This window comes from Silvania sp. (genome assembly GCF_051656365.1).
GTDB lineage: Bacteria > Pseudomonadota > Gammaproteobacteria > Enterobacterales > Enterobacteriaceae > Enterobacter > Enterobacter hatchlandensis.
Map to the genome: position 1 here is coordinate 1 of NZ_JBOGBT010000040.1, position 16,658 is coordinate 16,658.

The following is a 16,658-nucleotide window of genomic DNA, read 5'->3' on the forward strand; positions in this document are numbered from 1 at the left end:
TTGCCTAAATACATAAACGACTGGTTATATCCGAAGATGCGCCCGGTCACCTGATCGCTGGAATATTTGATCAGCAGGGTTTGCACCGCAGGCAGCATCGCGCCATCGGCAAAGCCCAGCAGGAAGCGCAGGACCCCAAGCTGGAACGGGGTGGTGACAAAAGACATGGCAAAGAACAGCACCACCGCCACCACCAGCGTGGCCATCAGGATACGCCCGGTGCCAATCCGATCCCCGAGCTTGCCCAGCCGTGGAGCAGACATCAGAGCAGACACCCCCGGCACGGCGGCAATCATCCCGCTGAGGAAAGCAACATTGCTGCTCTCTGGCGTCATCGACTGGATAAACAGCGCCAGAATCGGCCCCACTGAACCGTTGCACAGCTGGATAACCATCGTCGTGACAAACAGGCTGATCACCAGTCCCGGATAAGGCAACGAGGCAAAAACGGCCTTGCCGCTCAGGCGCTGGGCCTTGCTTACGCTCGGGCGCGCGCCCTCCTTAATTAAAAAGAAGGTCACCAGGAAACTTACCATCAGCAGGAAGGCGGTAATAAAGAACACCGCGCGCAGGCCAACGTGATCGGCCAGGAAGCCACCCATCAGCGGGCCGCCAATCACGCCGCTGATCTGCGCGGTCGACAGGGTGCTGATTGCCCAGCCGCTGCGCTCCCGGGGAACCTGCGAGGCCACCAGCGCCATTGCATTGGGAATATAGCCGGAGGTCAGCCCCATCAGCGCGCGCAGCAAAAAGAGCTGCCAGACGTTGGTGGCAAACGCCTGCAGCAGGATCGCAACGGCCATCCCGAGCGAAGCGCGCAGCAGCATCAGCTTGCGCCCTTTGCGGTCCGCCAGGCTGCCCCACATCGGTGACACAATGGCCGACACCAGGAAGGTGACGCTAAACGTCAGGCCGGACCACATCGACAGCGCCTCGTGCGACGAGACGCCAAGCTGAGCCACGTACAGCGGCAAAAAGGGTAAAATCTGGCTGATGGCCAGGCCGGTGAAAAAACACCCAAACCAGACCGAGATGAGGTTAACCTTCCAGGATTCCATAAGCTGATACTGTCTTTATTTTGCGTGAATTCGCCACCAGATTAGCAAGTTACGTTATGCCGTATGGCGTCAGAGATGCCACCGGGATGACTTCGGCATTTTATCTCCCCAGTCATCATATCTGTGAAACATGTCACATATTTTTGCCTTTCGGCTGGTGATTTATGCTCTACGGACAGTAGCCAAATCCGCGCATCCCCAGATGAAAATGGTTAGCGTGGGCCGCGTTATAGTCCGGGCCAAGAGCGTTACCAAAGTAGCCGCAGCTGGCGCTCAGCAACGCCCGCAGCCACGGCTCTGTTTTGGCATTCTGCCAGCCGCGCAGAACGCTCACCCGCTGGCCGTTATCCAGCGTAAAGCCGCTGATATCCAGCGCCTGCGCGCTGGCATGCTCGCTGCGTCGGGCATCGGGGCGGTGATAGATATTGCGGCAGGCAAAGCTGCCAAGATGGTCAATGCGCGTCAGGCTGCTGCCCATCAGGGTGCGGGTCAGCGGCTGGGCCTGCTGGCTGACGAACAGCGCCGAACTGAGCGCCAGCGGGCAGCTGGCGAGAAAACTGCTGCTGAGGCTGACGGGGCCAAAATTGCGCACCCGCACCACGTTACTCAGCGGGCACTCTCCCCCGGTCTCCGCAACCGACTGGGTGCGGATCAACTGGCGCGCGTTGGCCTGCGCCAGCAGCGTTTCGCAATGTTCAGGGGTCAGGCGCCTGAGCTTAAACTGGGTCAGCGTGCCGGGGGGATCGTCCAACTGGAGCGGCGCAAAGGGGTTGTAGTGCGACGGCAGCCAGCGGTAGCCCGCCGTCATCGCAGCGATAATCACAAGACAGATAATCAGACCTTTTCCCTTCACTCTCCCCCCTCGATGATGTGCCACAACATTATGGCAGAAGGCGGCGAATCCCGCCGGGCATCGTGATATGGTAAGGACTTTGAGTCAGACAGGATGAGTGGACGTGATGGCGAAGTTGCGGGTAGGTATTGTCTTTGGGGGTAAATCAGCGGAGCACGAAGTGTCTCTCCAGTCGGCCAAAAATATCGTTAACGCGATTGATAAGAGCCGATTTGAGGTCGTGCTGCTGGGGATTGATAAACAGGGCCAGTGGCATGTTAACGACGAAACCGGCTATTTGCTCAATGCCGACGACCCGGCGCACATCGCCCTGAACCCGTCAGAAATCAGCGTGGCCGCCGTGCCAGGCGTGATGCAGGGCCAACTAATCGATGCCCGTAGTGGGCAGGCGCTTGCGCAAATCGACGTTATTTTCCCGATTGTTCACGGAACGCTGGGCGAAGACGGCTCCCTACAGGGGATGCTGCGGATGGCGAATCTGCCGTTCGTCGGCTCCGACGTGCTCGGTTCCGCCGCCTGCATGGATAAAGACGTCACCAAGCGCCTGCTGCGCGATGCCGGGCTGAATGTGGCGCCGTTTGTCACCCTGACCCGTGCCAACCGCGAGCAGCACACATTTGCCGATCTCAGCGCCCGCTTCGGCCTGCCGCTGTTCGTCAAACCGGCGAACCAGGGCTCCTCCGTCGGCGTCAGCAAAGTGAACAGCGAAGCGCAGTTCAACGATGCGGTGCGACTGGCGTTTACCTTCGATCATAAAGTGGTAGTCGAGCAGGGCATTAAAGGACGTGAGATTGAGTGCGCGGTGCTGGGCAATGACTTCCCGCAGGCCAGTACCTGTGGCGAAGTGGTGCTGAACAGCGATTTCTACTCTTACGATACCAAGTACATCGATGACCAGGGCGCGCAGGTGGTGGTTCCCGCCGCGCTGGACGCCGAGGTTAACGACCGGATCCGCGCCATCGCCATTGAGGCGTATCAGGCGCTGGGCTGTCGCGGCATGGCCCGCGTCGACGTCTTCTTAACGGAAGATAACCGGGTAGTAATCAATGAAATCAACACCCTGCCCGGCTTTACCAACATCAGCATGTACCCGAAACTGTGGCAGGCCAGCGGTATCAGCTACCCTGAACTGATCACCCGCCTGATTGAACTGGCGCTGGAACGCTACGCCGCCGACAGCGCGCTGCAGCTCTCGGTCAACGGTTAATCGGCTTCGTTCGCCGTCGGCTCTTCCGGGCGACGGCGAATGATAAACCCTGCCAGCCAGAAGCTCACTACCCACGTCACCAGCCCGACCGCATAGGTTTGCCAGCCCTTCGCTTCAAAGCCCAGCAGCCCCACTACCCCATTCAGAATAAAGATCAGCCCAATAGCAAAGGCGTAGTAATGCCAGTCACGGCGGATTTTGGCAGGCAGTTTCATGGTCGCTCCAGAAGAAAAAATCTATCCTCGCACAGTTTTGCCATCAGGTCTGTGGCGGATGCGGAAAATCTGAAATGAGAATGAATTTTACTTAAGGTGACGATTTTGTGATGACAAGCGGAAATCACTCATCCAGGAGAATTCACCAGGCCAATTTACCACGATTCTGATATTGACATCCGCGATGTGGTGTCAAACTCAGCAGGAACAACAGGCACCAGGCCAGGCAGATAATTCCGGAGGCAGTTATGGCAGACTTCAGCATGTCGAAGCCGATTTTTAGCACTAAGCAACCCAAAACCTCCACGCCAGGTAATATCGCTTATGCCGTGTTTGTCCTGTTCTGTTTCTGGGCAGGCTCACAGCTGCTCAACATCCTCGTCCATGCGCCAGGGGTGTACGAGCACCTGATGCAGGTTGAGGATAGCGTTCGTCCGCGCGTTGAGATTGGACTCGGCGTCGGGACCATTTTTGGTTTGATCCCGTTCCTGCTGGGCTGTGCGGTATTCGGCGTTATCGCCCTGGTGCTGCGCTGGCGTCGTTACCACTAATTCAGCGCCATGCAGCGCGCCCGGCGGTCGTCCACGCGCTGGGCAAACCACGCGGTGGTCAGGTTACGGGTGATTTTCGGACTCTCCAGCTGGATCCCCGGTAACATCTCTCTCGGCAGTTTCTTCCCGGCTTTCTGCTCCGCCAGCTTATACACCTGCAGATACAAATCGGTCTTCTCAAACGCCAGACTGTCGCCTTTTTCAAGCTGACGGCGGATCTCGCTGTCGCTCATCCCCAGCTTGCCGGCGAGCTTACGCACCGTCAGTTCGGTTTTACCGGCATTGCTGCTGCCGTAGGCAATCAAATCCCCGTCCAGCGCCAGCTTCACGCCGCTGGCGCGGCTGACGGCGTTCTGGAATGCGGCGTTGCGGCTGGCGTACCAGCCCGCGTTAAAGTCAGCAAAGCGGTAGAGTGGCGCGGTGTAGCTGGCGGGATAATTCAGCAGATGGTAGGTGCCAAACCACAGGCCGCCGCGCAGGGAGAAGACCTCCTGACGGACCGTATTCTCGATTTTCCACGGGTAGCCGTTGGTGTGTTTCTCGGCAAAGGCGATGCTGACCTGCATCGGCCCGCCGGTATGCACCGGGTTGAGGGAGCCAAACAGCGTCTGCCCCATCGGCACCATGCCGATCATGTCATCGAAAATCGCGCTCAGCTGCTTCTCGGTTTTCACCGTATCCAGCCGCTCGCTGTAGCTCTTGCCGTTCGGCGAATTGATTTTTAACGCCGTATGCACCAGGAACGCCGGGATGTGCAGTTTTTCCGCCCGTCGGTCTATCTCCTTCCAGGCAATCTTGTTCAGGCCAGGCACCGCCGGGTCGGACTGATACATCGACTCCTGCTGCGCCACGGCCAGCACCGAGCAGATATTCTCCTCGGTGGGGGCAATTTTTTGGCTCTCGAAGGTTTTCGCCAGCGCCGAGGCCCACTGGTCACGATCTTTTACCGTGGCGGGCATTTTTTGCCGCACCACGCTTGCCACATCGACGGGCTTTTCGCCCTTTTTCAGCGGGGCAGCGTCCTGCCCGGCACACCCGGCCAGCACCAGCACAGCCAGCAGCGATAACGGTAACGCACGCGGTACGGCAAAAGACATAACAACTCCCTGTATTAACTCAATGTATGGGTGACTTCCTGTACCGGCTGGCCATCCAGCTCACGCTCAAAGCTGCGCAGACGCTTATAGATGGACATCAGCTCGACCAGCGTGGTCCAGGAGCTGATCAGATACTGGAACGATCCGCGTACCTGGCCGAAAACGTTAGTAATTTGGGTCATCAGACCGAGCGTAATCGTACCGGCCACAATCGACGGGAACAGCAGGAATAAGCCGAAAACGTTGTCCACCTGCAGGTATAAAATACGGGCGATGTTGAAATACATGTAGTGGAAATAAAGACGAAAATAGTTGCGACGCACCGCGCCAAACAGTTCGCGTACGGTTGGCGGTGATGCGCGGCTGGCATCGTCTTCGCCGTACACCAGCTCTTTACGGTAGGCGGCCTCAACGCGCTGGTTTTTGAACTCCAGCCCCGGCAGCTTGATTCCCACCACTGCCAGCAGGCCGGTGCCGATCAGCGACCAGACAATCGCGGCGATCACCAGGCCATACGGCAGGTGGCCGACAATCGGCAGCTCCGGCACGTGCGCGGAAAGGGTCACCAGCACCGGCAGGAAGGCGATCAGGGTCATAATGGCGTTAATAAAGCTGACCCCCATATCCTCAAGGGTCGAGGCGAAGCGCATGGTGTCTTCCTGCACACGCTGGGCCGCCCCTTCGATATGACGCAGTTGCTGCCAGTGCGCCATGTAGTATTCGTTCATCGCGGTACGCCAGCGGAACACGTAGTGGCTGACAAAAAAGTTATTCATCACGCCAATGATAACGGCGATGAGCGCAATCCCGAGGAAGATCCCCACCTCGTGATAGAACTGATTAATGGTGACTTTATGCGGCGAGCTAAGCGCCGTCTGGATCAGGTCATAGAACGGGGCATACCAGGCGTTGACCGCCACGCCCACTTCCACCAGAAACCAGGTGACAAAGATGATCAGCGCCGTACCAAGAATCGACCAGTACTGCCAGCGGTGCGGCGAGTAGATCACCCAGAACAGGGTAAACACCCCGACGCACAGGGCGTAGTACGCGTAAAACAGCAGATAGCTCAGGGACCAGAAACGCGCCGCGCTGATGGGCACATCACCGGTCGCGCCCGTCAGGCGCTCAAGCCAGGCACCCCCGCCCGCCTGCCAGAAAATTACGGCGACCAGGGCCCAAATAAAGGCCGAAAGAAAAAAGGGTCCCGGTTTGGGGAAAAACGACTTGAACATAATGCTTCCTTCTTTTTTTGTTATAAACACTGCTGTAGACGACGGATTATCAGACCTGTCAGCCTGGCATTAGTTCGCCCCTGAGGCCTCTCCCGGCGCGAAAAGGCGGACTCAATGCGCGCCTATCATAAGCGCAATGTCACAAAACGGGAGATCGTCTGTCACGAAATTGTTCGTATTTACCCGCGGTTACGTTTTTCTCGCTATGGTTAGCCTGTTCAGGCCTTTGCAAACTGCGGTTTAATAGTATAAATACGCATACTTTTTCATTCACTTCATGGATGCTTTCGTTGAAACGTTGTCTGTTACTTTCTGCCGTGTTGTACGCCGCCAGCCTCACCAGCGTACAAGCTGCCCAGCCTATTGCCGATCCGGCTTTCGCATCCGATGTTGTTGATCGTTACGCGAATCTTATTTTTTATGGCAGCGGCGCAACCGGGATGGCACTGGTGGCAATTGACGGTAACCAGCGTGTATTCCGCAGCTTTGGTGAAACGCGTCCGGGCAATAACATCCACCCGCAGCTTGATTCCGTGGTGCGCATCGCCTCCCTGACCAAATTAATGACCAGCGAGATGCTGGTGAAAATGCTCGACCAGGGCGTAGTGAAACTGAACGATCCGCTCAGCAAATATGCGCCACCGGGGGCCCATGTGCCAACGTACCAGGGCGCACCTATCACGCTGGTCAACCTGGCGACCCACACCAGCGCCCTGCCGCGCGAACAGCCGGGCGGCGCCGCACACCGTCCGGTCTTCGTCTGGCCAACCCGCGATCAGCGCTGGAACTGGCTGTCGACTGCCAGCCTGAAATCGGCCCCGGGCTCGCAGGCCGCCTACTCCAACCTGGCGTTTGATCTGCTGGCCGATGCGCTGGCCACCGCCACCGGTAAACCTTACAGCCAGCTGTTTGACGAGCAAATTGCCCGTCCGCTGGGGATGAAAGACACCACCTTTACCCCCTCCCCCGATCAGTGCAAGCGCCTGATGGTGGCAGAGAAAGGGGCCAGCCCGTGTAACAACACCCTTGCTGCCGTGGGCAGCGGCGGCGTTTACTCCACGCCGGGGGACATGATGCGCTGGATGCAGCAGTTCCTCTCCTCCGATTTCTATTCGCGCAGCAATCAGGCCGACAGAATGCAAACCCTGATCTATCAGCGCAGCCAGCTGACGCGGGTGATTGGCATGGATGTTCCGGGCCGTGCTGACGCGCTGGGCCTGGGCTGGGTCTATCTGGCACCGAAGAACGGGCGTCCGGGGATTATTCAGAAAACCGGCGGCGGCGGCGGATTTATCACCTATATGGCGATGATCCCGCAGTCTAACGTGGGTGTATTTGTGGTGGTAACGCGTTCGCCGCAGACGCGCTTCGTCAATATGAGCGACGGCGTTAATCAGCTGGTAGTCGAAATGAGCGAGAACAAACCGCGGGTGATTCCGGCCTCCTGATAATCATTATTCAGCAAACAAACGCTCCCCCGGACGCTTATTTAACGTGAAAGCGCTCCGGGGTGAGGTATATACGCAGCGGCAATGCTTGAGAAATAAACGACAATTTTCGTAAAACAGACAGATTTTATTTCAGTTACACTAGCCTTCCTTGTTCCACAAACCTCAGGCATCTCATGACCGATTTAATTGCTCGTCCCCGTCGTCTGCGCAAATCCCCCGCCCTGCGCGCCATGTTTGAAGAGACATCCCTGACCTTAAACGATCTGGTGTTGCCGATTTTTGTTGAAGAAGAGATCGATGACTATAAAGCCATCGAGGCCATGCCGGGCGTGATGCGCATTCCCGAGAAGCACCTGGCGCGCGAAATTGAGCGCATTGCCAATGCCGGTATCCGCTCGATCATGACCTTCGGCATTTCGCACCATACCGATGCCACCGGCAGCGATGCGCTGAAGGAAGACGGTCTGGTGGCGCGTATGTCGCGCATTGCCAAACAAACCGTGCCGGAGATGATTGTCATGTCCGACACCTGTTTCTGCGAATACACGTCGCATGGCCACTGCGGCGTGCTGTGCGATCACGGCGTCGATAACGACGCGACCCTGATCAATCTGGGCAAGCAGGCGGTGATTGCCGCCGCCGCTGGCGCTGACTTCATTGCCCCGTCGGCCGCGATGGACGGCCAGGTGCAGGCCATTCGCCAGGCGCTTGACGCGGCGGGCTTTACCGATACGGCGATCATGTCCTACTCCACCAAATTCGCCTCGTCGTTCTACGGCCCGTTCCGTGAAGCAGCCGGTACCGCACTGAAAGGCGATCGCAAAACCTACCAGATGAACCCGCTCAACCGCCGGGAAGCGATTCGTGAATCGCTGCTCGACGAAGCCCAGGGTGCCGATTGCCTGATGGTGAAACCGGCTGGCGCATACCTTGATATCCTGCGCGATATCCGCGAACGCACCGAGCTGCCGCTGGGCGCCTACCAGGTGAGCGGTGAGTACGCGATGATCAAATTCGCCGCTCAGGCGGGGGCGATCGACGAAGAGAAAGTGATCCTCGAAAGCCTGGGCGCGATCAAACGCGCGGGCGCGGATCTGATCTTCAGCTACTTCGCGCTGGATCTGGCCGAGAAGAAAATTCTGCGTTAATCCGCTTTGCCCGGTGGCGTAGCGCTACCGGGCCTTCCACACAATCTTCACCCCTCTGCAATGCAAACGACATCTGGCTATTCTACTGTCCGGGAAAGACAGCAGGAGGAGCTACCATGTTTAGTCTCGACAGCGTTCTCGACGATCTTTGGCCGCAGGCGAGGCCTGCACCCTGGCAAAAAAGGCTGTTAAGCAAGGTATTACACGAAGAGGAGTTCCAGCAGTTCGCCGCCGACCACCCCCACCTGAAAGGACTCGATATGGTGGAACAGGTTCTGGAACATCTTGATATTCTCTGCACTATCTCATCCCGCGATCTCGAACAAATCCCCGAACATGGCCCGCTGGTCATCATCTCAAATCATCCTACGGGCACCCTCGACGGGCTGGCGCTGATGTACGTCGTTTCCCGCGTGCGGCGTGATGTCAAAGTCGTGACTAACCGCCTGCTGACCCATCTTGAACCGCTCAGCTCGCTGTTTATTCCGGTGGATAATCTGGGCGGCAAAACCGCCAAAACATCGCTCGTGCAGATGGAACAGCATCTGCAAAACGCGGGCGTACTGATTTTCTTCCCGGCGGGCGAAGTCTCGCGCCCGACGCGCCACGGTATCCGCGATAAAAAATGGCACTCCGGCTTTATTAAGATGGCGAGCAAGCTGCGCGTCCCGCTGCTGCCGGTGCATATTCATGCGCACAATAGCCTGCTGTTTTATGCCAGCACGCTGATTTCCCCCACGCTGTCGATGCTGCTTCTGATGCAGCAGATGTTCCGCCGTCAGCACAGTCGACTGCCGATTAAAATTGGTCAGCAGATCCCCTGGAGCCACTGGTTCAGCGCCACGCTCTCCCCGCGTGAGATGGCTGAACAGTGCCGTCAGCATGTGATACGTCTTGGCAAGGGACTGCCGGGCAGGTTCAAAACACAATCCGCCATTGCCCGGCCCGAGGACCGAGCCACGCTCAAGCGCGCGCTGGCCCAGACAGAATGTCTGGGGAAAACCGGCGATGGCAAAACCATCTATCTGTGGCAGCGCAACGGTCAGGAAGATGTGCCGATATTGCGTGAGCTGGGGCGTTTGCGTGAAGTGGCGTTTCGCGCGGTGGGTGAAGGCAGCGGCAAACGTCGGGATACCGACAGCTATGACGACGACTATCTGCATCTGATTTTGTGGGATAACGAGGATCTGGAGATCGTCGGGGCGTATCGTTTTATGCCCACCGCTCAACAGGTCGAAAACCGTGGGCTTGGGGGGCTGTACAGCTACAGCCTGTTTCATTACGACGACAAAATGGAAGACGTGCTGGCGCACGGCATTGAGCTTGGGCGCAGCTTTATTCAGCCGCGCTACTGGGGCCGCCGTGGGCTGGACTATTTATGGTCTGGAATTGGCGCTTATCTGGCGCGTTATCCGCACTATCGCTACCTGTTCGGCCCGGTTTCGATCTCGGGTGGATTACCGCCCGCGGCGCGGGATCTGCTGGTGGCATTTTACCGGCTGTGGTTCCCGGCCAGCCATCCTCTGGCCGTATCGCGCCAGCCTTATCCGGCTTCGCTGCCCGACGTGCTGGCGCAGTTTGCGGGTGTCGATTACGTCGAAGATCTGACCCGCCTGAAATCACTGCTCGGCAATCTGGGCTGCGGCATCCCGCCGCTTTATAAACAGTATTCCGAACTCTGCGAGCCCGGCGGGGTACAGTTTATCGAGTTTGGCAGCGACCCGGCGTTCAACAACTGCGTTGATGGGCTGGTGCTGGTGGACTTGTGCTACCTGAAGGCCAGCCGCTATCAGCGCTATATCGAAGCACATTTAGCACCCTCACCTTAACCCTCTCCCTGGAAGGGAGAGGGGACAGTCAGGTGCCGTGTGTGAAGATGAGCACGTATAGCTTTTCTCCCTCGCCCCTTTGGGGAGAGGGCCGGGGTGAGGGGATCAGCCCGCACGGAAGAAAGGTTTATCCCCCAAAATCGTCGCACGCTGCATGATGCGTCGCTGCGGCAGGTAATCCGCATTGGCGTAGTGCTGGGTCACCCGGTTATCCCAGATCGCCAGATCGTTTTCCTGCCAGCGCCAGCGCACCTGGAACTCCGGCCTGGTGATATGGGCAAACAGGAACCCTAACAGCGCCGCGCTCTCTTTCTCACTCACATCAACAATTCGGGTGGTAAAGCCCTCGTTGACGAACAGCGCCTGCTTGCCGCTGACCGGATGGGTACGCACCACCGGATGCAGCAGCGGCGGATGTTTCGCCACCGCCTCCAGCCAGCGCTGATGCTCTTCTTCTGTCTTGCGGTACTTATATTCCTGGAACGATTTCTTAAAATCGTGCTCGGCACGCAGTCCGCTCAACAGCTGTTTAAACGGTTCGGACAGCGCCTCATACGCCGCAATCCCGCTGGTCCACAGCGTGTCACCGCCCGTTTCCGGCAGCAGCTTCGCCGCCAGAATCGCCCCGGCTGGCGGGGTCTCAATAAAGGTCACGTCGGTGTGCCAGTTGTCGTTATCCGGCGGGTTATCGTTATGAGTATCCAGCACGATAATTTCTTCAACGCCTTCCGCATGCGGATAGACCGGGTGAATGTGCAGATCGCCAAAGCGCAGGGCCAGCGCGCGCTGCTGCTGCGGGGTCACCGCCTGCTCGCGCAGGAACACCACCTGATGGCGCAGCACCGCGTGATACAGCTGCTCAAACTGGTTATCGCTTAACGGCCGGGTCACATCCAGACCCGAAATCTGCGCACCAATGTACGGCCCCAGCGGGGTAATGGTCAGACGTTCACTCATTGTATCTCTCCATGCCAGGGCGTCAGACGGCGCTGTAGCGCGCGCAGCCCCAGTTCTAAACCAAAGGCGATCACGGCGATCACCATGATCCCGGCCAGTACCACGTCGGTCGCCAGGAATTCCCCCGCCGACTGCACCATAAACCCTAACCCACGCGTCGCGGCAATAAGCTCCGCCGCCACCAGTGTCGACCAGCCCACGCCTAACCCAATGCGCAGTCCGGTTAAAATCTCCGGCAGCGCGCCGGGTAAAATCACAAACCACAGTACCTGCGCGCGGCTCGCCCCCAGCGACTGTGCCGCCCGGAGCCGCACCTGCTGGGCACTTTTGACCCCCGCGACTGCCGACATCGCCACCGGGGCGAAAATCGCCAGATAGATCAGCAGGATCTTCGAGGTTTCACCGATGCCAAACCAGATCACCATCAGCGGCAGATAGGCCAGCGGCGGCACCGGTCGATAAAGTTCGATCAACGGATCGAGGATCCCGCGCACCGTCGGGCTGAGCCCCATCGCGATCCCCACCGGGATACCAATAATCACCGCCGCCAGCAGCGCCACCAGAATGCGCCCGAGACTCGCCGCCAGGTGTTGCCACAGGGTGGCATCCATAAACCCTTGCGGACCGGCAATCGAGAATAATTTTGTCAGGACCTGCCCTGGCGCGGGCAGGAACAGCGGGCTCACCCACTGCTGGGCCGCCACCGCCCACCACACTGTCAGCAGGACCAGCAGCGTGCTGATGCTCAGCGTCAGCTGGCGCGACAAAGGCCAGCGTAGCGACAGGCGCTTTTGCGCCGTTTTGTCATTCACCACAATGCTCATGAGAAGGCCTCCCGCTGGTCAAACACCCGGCTCAGCACATACTCGCGCTGGGCGATAAAGTCCGGATCGGATTTAATGCTGCGCACCGGTTCGCCGGCGACAAAACGGCGGGCAAAATTGAGCGCCAGGCGCTCCCGCACCCTCCCCGGCCCCGGCGACAGCAGCACCAGTTCGGTCGCCATAAACACCGCTTCCTCGATGTCATGGGTGATCAGCAGTACCTGCTTGCCGGTCTCATGCCACAGGCGCAGCAGCAGGGTTTGCATCTGTTCCCGGGTAAACGCATCCAGCGCCCCGAAGGGTTCATCCAGCAGCAACAGCTGCGGATTGGCCGCCAGCGCCCGGGCGATCCCGACGCGCTGACGTTGACCGCCGGAGAGCTGCCAGATAAAGCGTTTTTCCGCCCCCTCCAGCCCGACCTTTTTCAGCATTTCCCGGGCGATATTCAGCCGTGCTTCCCGCGCGGTGCCTGCCAGTTGCAGGCCAAAGGCGACGTTTTCCTGCACGTTACGCCACGGCAGCAGCCCTTCGTTCTGGAATACCACGCCGCGCTCTGCTCCCGGCCCTTCCACCCGCTTGCCCGCCAGCTGAATACTGCCGCGCTGATAAGGCACAAACCCGGCCACCAGATTGAGCAAGGTGGTCTTGCCGCAGCCCGAAGGTCCCAGCACCACCAGCAGCTCGCCGCTGTCCAGCGTCAGGTTGATATCTTCGAGCGCCGGTTTACCGTGGTAATCGGCGTAAAGGTTGGAAATATGCAGCATCGCGGCCTCCGGTTATTTCACGAAACGATCGGTCACGTACTGGCTGTAATCGGTCGCCACGGCGGGCACTTTGCCCTGCTCTTTCAGGAATCCGGCGGTGTCGATAATCGCTTTATTGACCGGACCTGCCAGCTGCTGCAGCTGCTGGGCAGGGGTCAGGTAGGTATTCCCTTTCACCAGTCCCGGCACGTCGGCCTCGGGCACGCCGCTCAGACGGGCGAGTTTTTCGAGATTGGCAGGCTGTTTCAGCCACTCGTCCGGGTTAGAAATGTAGGGCTGCTGCGCGTCGATGGCACTTTTGGCGAAGGCCTTCACGATCTCCGGGTGCTTCTCAGCGAAGTCTTTGCGCACCACCCACACGTCGAGGGTTGGCGCTCCCCACTGCCCCACCTGGGCGGAGTCGGTCAGCACGCTGCCGTCTTTCTCCAGCTCGTTCACCGCTGGCGACCAGACGTAGGCCCCGTCGATGTCGCCCCGCTGCCAGGCGGCGATGATCGCTGGCGGCTGCAGGTTGATGATCTCGACCTGGCCCGGCTTGATCCCCCAGTGTTTCAGGGCGGCGAGCAGGCTGTAATGGGTGGTAGAGATAAACGGCACCGCGATGCGTTTACCGATCAGGTCTTCGGGTTTGGTGATGTTTTTCTTCACCACCAGCGCTTCGGAATTCCCGAGCTGGGAGGCGAGCAGGAACACTTCGATGGGCACCTGCTGACTGGCAGCGACCGCCAGCGGACTGGAGCCGAGGTTGCCAATCTGCACGTCGCCGGAGGCCAGCGCCCGCACAATGCTGGCACCGCTGTCGAACTTACGCCAGTCCACTTTCGCGCCGCTGGCTTTCTCGAATGTGTTGTCCGCCTGGGCCACTTTGGCGGGCTCAGCCGAGGTTTGATAGGCGACGGTGACATCCACCGCTTGCGCCTGGAATGCCCACAGCGCCAGGGCGCCAAGTAAGGTGATACGCGATGAAATTGCCATAATGTCTGCTCCCCTCTGTTGTTATGGAGGCAGTATTTCTGGCGGCGGAATTTTGATAAAGGAATTAAAAAGCATCGTTAATGCCGAATCGTTTTTAGAAAAAAAGTGGCAATAGATAGTTAATTTTGGGGAGAAGGCTGGCACGAGGAAATATGAACCACCACCGCTGCCAATCCCCACTTCCAGAGCCAAAACGATCCATTTATTGCAATTATGTTACATCCGTTACATAACCACAGGCACAGGATTGCCACCCCTGCCCTGACAGGCATCATAGGCAAACTATTCATCAAAGGTATCGGACATGATCAAAGTGGTGCTGGTGGATGACCATGTAGTGGTTCGCTCCGGGTTCGCCCAGCTGTTAAATCTGGAAGAGGATCTGGTGGTCGAAGGCCAGTACAGCAACGCCGCTGAGGCCTGGCCCGCGCTGACCCGCGACGCCATCGACGTCGCCGTGCTCGACGTCGCCATGCCGGATGAAAACGGTCTTAGCCTGCTCAAACGCCTGCGCCAGCAGCGCCCGACGTTTCGCGCCATTATTCTGAGCATCTATGATACGCCAGCCTTTGTACAAAGTGCGCTGGATGCCGGTGCCAGCGGGTATCTCACCAAACGCTGCGGCCCGGAGGAGCTGGTGCAGGCGGTGCGCTCGGTCGGGATGGGCGGTCATTATCTGTGTGCCGATGCGGTCAAAGCCCTGCGCGGCGGGGAGCCGACGTCCCAGGCGCTGGCCGCCCTGACCCCGCGCGAGAAAGAGGTGTTCGAGCTGCTGGTCAACGGCGACAGCGTGAAGGAGATTGCCTTCAGGCTCGAGCTCAGCCACAAAACCGTGCACGTCCATCGCGCCAACGTGCTGGGCAAACTGCAGTGCAGCAGCACCATTGAACTGGTGCATTTTGCCCTCGATAACCAGCTACTGAACGGCCACTGATGCGGCGCTCCCTGCGGCACATTATCCTCTCGCTGTTCATTATGCTGGCCTGGGGCACCGGCTGGCTGATGCTGTGGACGCTCAGTTTTTACCTGACCCAGAACGGCCAGCAGGCGGTGCTGTTCTTGCCCCAGGGCGTCTATCTGGCGCTGCTGATCCTGCTTTCGCGCCGTTTCTGGCCCGCCTTGATCCTGCCCACGCTGGCCGCCATTCTGTGGCTGCACAGCGAACAGCTAATGACCCAGCCCTTGATGCTGGTCGTACCGCTGCTGGGCACCGCTTCGGCGTGGCTCGCGCAACACTACTGGCACCGATTTACCCTGTACTGGCAACGCCTGTCGCTGCTGATTGCAGTGGTGACGCTCAACGCCCTGATCCAGACCCTGTTACTGGCACCGTTTCTCGACAGCCCGACCACCCTGATTGCGCTGGCCTCCTTTACCGGCGGCGTGCTCCTGACGCCGTTTGTCTACCTGGTGTTTGAGTTTTTGCGCCAGCAGCACCGCTATCATCTGCTGGGGCTTGATACCAGCAACCCACCCCTGCGCAGCTCGCTGATTATCTGGTGCAGCCTGTTTTTTATCATCGGCATCGGCACCCAGATGGTGCTCTCCCCGGCGCTGGAACGGCTGCTGCTGATCGTGGTGTTTTTGCCCAACGTGGTGATGGCGTGGAAGTTCGGCTGGCAGGGCGGCGTGCTCTCCGGGCTGCTGGGCAGCATGATGATCACCATCGCCCGCCAGGTCGGAGTGGGGTTCAGCGATCTGCTGGAGCTGGAGATTTTCCTCGCCACCCAGTCGCTGCTGGGAATTGGGCTGGGGATCGCCATCAGCCGCCAGCAGCATCTGGCGATGAACCTCGATCACTACCGCCGTCGGCTGGAGGACGAACTGCAGGCCCGCCGGGCGCTGGCAGAAAAGCTGATCCACTCCGAAGAAGACACCCGCAAACAGCTGGCCCGCGAGCTGCACGACGAAATAGGCCAGAACATCACCGCCATTCAGATTCAGTCCCAGCTGGTGAAACGCACGGGCGATACGCCGCAGGCATTAGAAGCCGCGGGGCAGATTAACGACCTGGCGCGCCGCATTCATCACTCCACCCGCCAGCTGCTGCGCCAGCTTCGCCCGCCGGTGCTTGACGAACTGTCGTTAAACGAGGCGCTGCACCATCTGGTGAGGGAGTTCGCCTTTGCCGAGCGCGGGATCGCCTGCCGCTTTGATTACCGACTTACCGCCCCGCCGCAGAGTGAAACCCTGGTCTTTACCCTCTATCGCCTGCTACAGGAGCTGCTGAATAACGTCAGCAAACATGCCGATGCCAGCGAAGTCAGCGTCCTGCTCTGTCAGCAGGGTGACCAGCTGCGCCTGGAGGTCAGGGATAACGGCAGCGGCATCAGCCCACAGCAGATCCCCGGTTTTGGTATTCAGGGGATGCGCGAGCGCGTCCACGCCCTGGGCGGGGAATTCACCCTCGAATCGCAGGGCGGCACGCGCGTAATTGTTAACCTGCCCACAATTTTGCAACAAACACACCGCTAACCAGGAAAAAGTCTTAGTC

16 protein-coding genes are annotated in these 16,658 nt (G+C 58.9%); 7 read left to right on the forward strand and 9 right to left on the reverse strand.

Annotated elements, in window-relative coordinates:
• Both ACRDD5_RS08300 and ACRDD5_RS08305 read right to left on the reverse strand, forming a co-directional pair.
• Positions 1 to 1,058, reverse strand: a 1,058-nt coding sequence (locus tag ACRDD5_RS08300; protein ID WP_438676452.1) for a multidrug efflux MFS transporter, incomplete at its 3' end; no start/stop codon positions are given.
• A gap of 169 nt (positions 1,059 to 1,227) precedes the next feature.
• On the reverse strand, positions 1,228 to 1,911 hold the full coding sequence (locus ACRDD5_RS08305; protein WP_438676453.1) for an extensin-like domain-containing protein: 684 nt from the start codon (positions 1,909 to 1,911) through the stop codon (positions 1,228 to 1,230).
• 106 nt (positions 1,912 to 2,017) lie between these two features.
• On the opposite strand from ACRDD5_RS08305, the gene ddlA reads away from it, so the two are divergent.
• On the forward strand, positions 2,018 to 3,118 hold the full coding sequence (gene ddlA / locus ACRDD5_RS08310) for a D-alanine--D-alanine ligase (RefSeq protein WP_438676544.1): 1,101 nt from the start codon (positions 2,018 to 2,020) through the stop codon (positions 3,116 to 3,118).
• Here the strand turns inward: ddlA and ACRDD5_RS08315 are convergent.
• Positions 3,115 to 3,333: a DUF2754 domain-containing protein gene (locus ACRDD5_RS08315; RefSeq protein ID WP_271280850.1), complete on the reverse strand. Its 219-nt coding sequence runs from the start codon at positions 3,331 to 3,333 to the stop codon at positions 3,115 to 3,117. The genes ddlA and ACRDD5_RS08315 overlap by 4 nt on opposite strands.
• A gap of 248 nt (positions 3,334 to 3,581) precedes the next feature.
• On the opposite strand from ACRDD5_RS08315, the gene ACRDD5_RS08320 reads away from it, so the two are divergent.
• Positions 3,582 to 3,884, forward strand: a complete 303-nt coding sequence (locus ACRDD5_RS08320) for a DUF2755 family protein (protein WP_271280849.1) — start codon at positions 3,582 to 3,584, stop codon at positions 3,882 to 3,884.
• Here the strand turns inward: ACRDD5_RS08320 and ACRDD5_RS08325 are convergent.
• Together ACRDD5_RS08325 and sbmA are read right to left on the reverse strand one after the other, a co-directional pair.
• Entirely contained in the window at positions 3,881 to 4,981 is a 1,101-nt protein-coding gene (locus tag ACRDD5_RS08325) for a DUF1615 domain-containing protein (protein ID WP_271280848.1), read from the reverse strand. The genes ACRDD5_RS08320 and ACRDD5_RS08325 overlap by 4 nt on opposite strands.
• Positions 4,982 to 4,995: 14 nt before the next feature.
• Positions 4,996 to 6,216: a peptide antibiotic transporter SbmA gene (gene sbmA, locus ACRDD5_RS08330; protein ID WP_271280847.1), complete on the reverse strand. Its 1,221-nt coding sequence runs from the start codon at positions 6,214 to 6,216 to the stop codon at positions 4,996 to 4,998.
• Positions 6,217 to 6,506: 290 nt separating this feature from the next.
• On the opposite strand from sbmA, the gene ampH reads away from it, so the two are divergent.
• The 3 genes from ampH (at position 6,507) to ACRDD5_RS08345 (ending at position 10,644) form a co-directional block, all read left to right on the forward strand.
• Positions 6,507 to 7,664 carry a D-alanyl-D-alanine-carboxypeptidase/endopeptidase AmpH gene (gene ampH, locus ACRDD5_RS08335; protein WP_271280846.1) on the forward strand — a complete coding sequence of 386 codons (1,158 nt, stop codon included), beginning with the start codon at positions 6,507 to 6,509 and terminating at the stop codon, positions 7,662 to 7,664.
• Between the two features lie 176 nt (positions 7,665 to 7,840).
• Entirely contained in the window at positions 7,841 to 8,815 is a 975-nt protein-coding gene (gene hemB / locus ACRDD5_RS08340) for a porphobilinogen synthase (RefSeq protein ID WP_271280845.1), read from the forward strand.
• Positions 8,816 to 8,931: 116 nt separating this feature from the next.
• A complete protein-coding gene (locus ACRDD5_RS08345) occupies positions 8,932 to 10,644 on the forward strand; it encodes a lysophospholipid acyltransferase family protein (RefSeq protein ID WP_438676454.1) in 1,713 nt (570 codons plus the stop codon).
• Positions 10,645 to 10,749: 105 nt separating this feature from the next.
• Here the strand turns inward: ACRDD5_RS08345 and tauD are convergent, their stop codons facing one another.
• From tauD to tauA, 4 genes are read right to left on the reverse strand one after another with little or no spacing between them, the layout of a single operon-like run.
• On the reverse strand, positions 10,750 to 11,601 hold the full coding sequence (tauD, locus tag ACRDD5_RS08350) for a taurine dioxygenase (RefSeq protein ID WP_438676455.1): 852 nt from the start codon (positions 11,599 to 11,601) through the stop codon (positions 10,750 to 10,752).
• The gene (gene tauC, locus ACRDD5_RS08355; RefSeq protein WP_438676456.1) at positions 11,598 to 12,425 is read right to left on the reverse strand and encodes a taurine ABC transporter permease TauC; all 828 of its coding nucleotides are present in this window, start codon (positions 12,423 to 12,425) and stop codon (positions 11,598 to 11,600) included. The genes tauD and tauC overlap by 4 nt, the downstream gene beginning before the upstream one ends.
• Positions 12,422 to 13,189, reverse strand: coding sequence for a taurine ABC transporter ATP-binding subunit (gene tauB / locus ACRDD5_RS08360; protein WP_438676457.1), 768 nt, complete (start codon positions 13,187 to 13,189; stop codon positions 12,422 to 12,424). Before tauB ends, tauC begins: the two co-directional genes overlap by 4 nt.
• Before the next feature lie 12 nt (positions 13,190 to 13,201).
• Entirely contained in the window at positions 13,202 to 14,164 is a 963-nt protein-coding gene (gene tauA / locus ACRDD5_RS08365; protein ID WP_271280840.1) for a taurine ABC transporter substrate-binding protein, read from the reverse strand.
• Between the two features lie 304 nt (positions 14,165 to 14,468).
• On the opposite strand from tauA, the gene ACRDD5_RS08370 reads away from it, so the two are divergent.
• Together ACRDD5_RS08370 and ACRDD5_RS08375 are read left to right on the forward strand one after the other, a co-directional pair.
• Positions 14,469 to 15,098 carry a response regulator transcription factor gene (locus ACRDD5_RS08370; protein ID WP_271280839.1) on the forward strand — a complete coding sequence of 210 codons (630 nt, stop codon included), beginning with the start codon at positions 14,469 to 14,471 and terminating at the stop codon, positions 15,096 to 15,098.
• On the forward strand, positions 15,098 to 16,639 hold the full coding sequence (locus ACRDD5_RS08375; protein WP_271280838.1) for an MASE1 domain-containing sensor histidine kinase: 1,542 nt from the start codon (positions 15,098 to 15,100) through the stop codon (positions 16,637 to 16,639). Before ACRDD5_RS08370 ends, ACRDD5_RS08375 begins: the two co-directional genes overlap by 1 nt.
• Positions 16,640 to 16,658 lie beyond the last annotated feature (19 nt).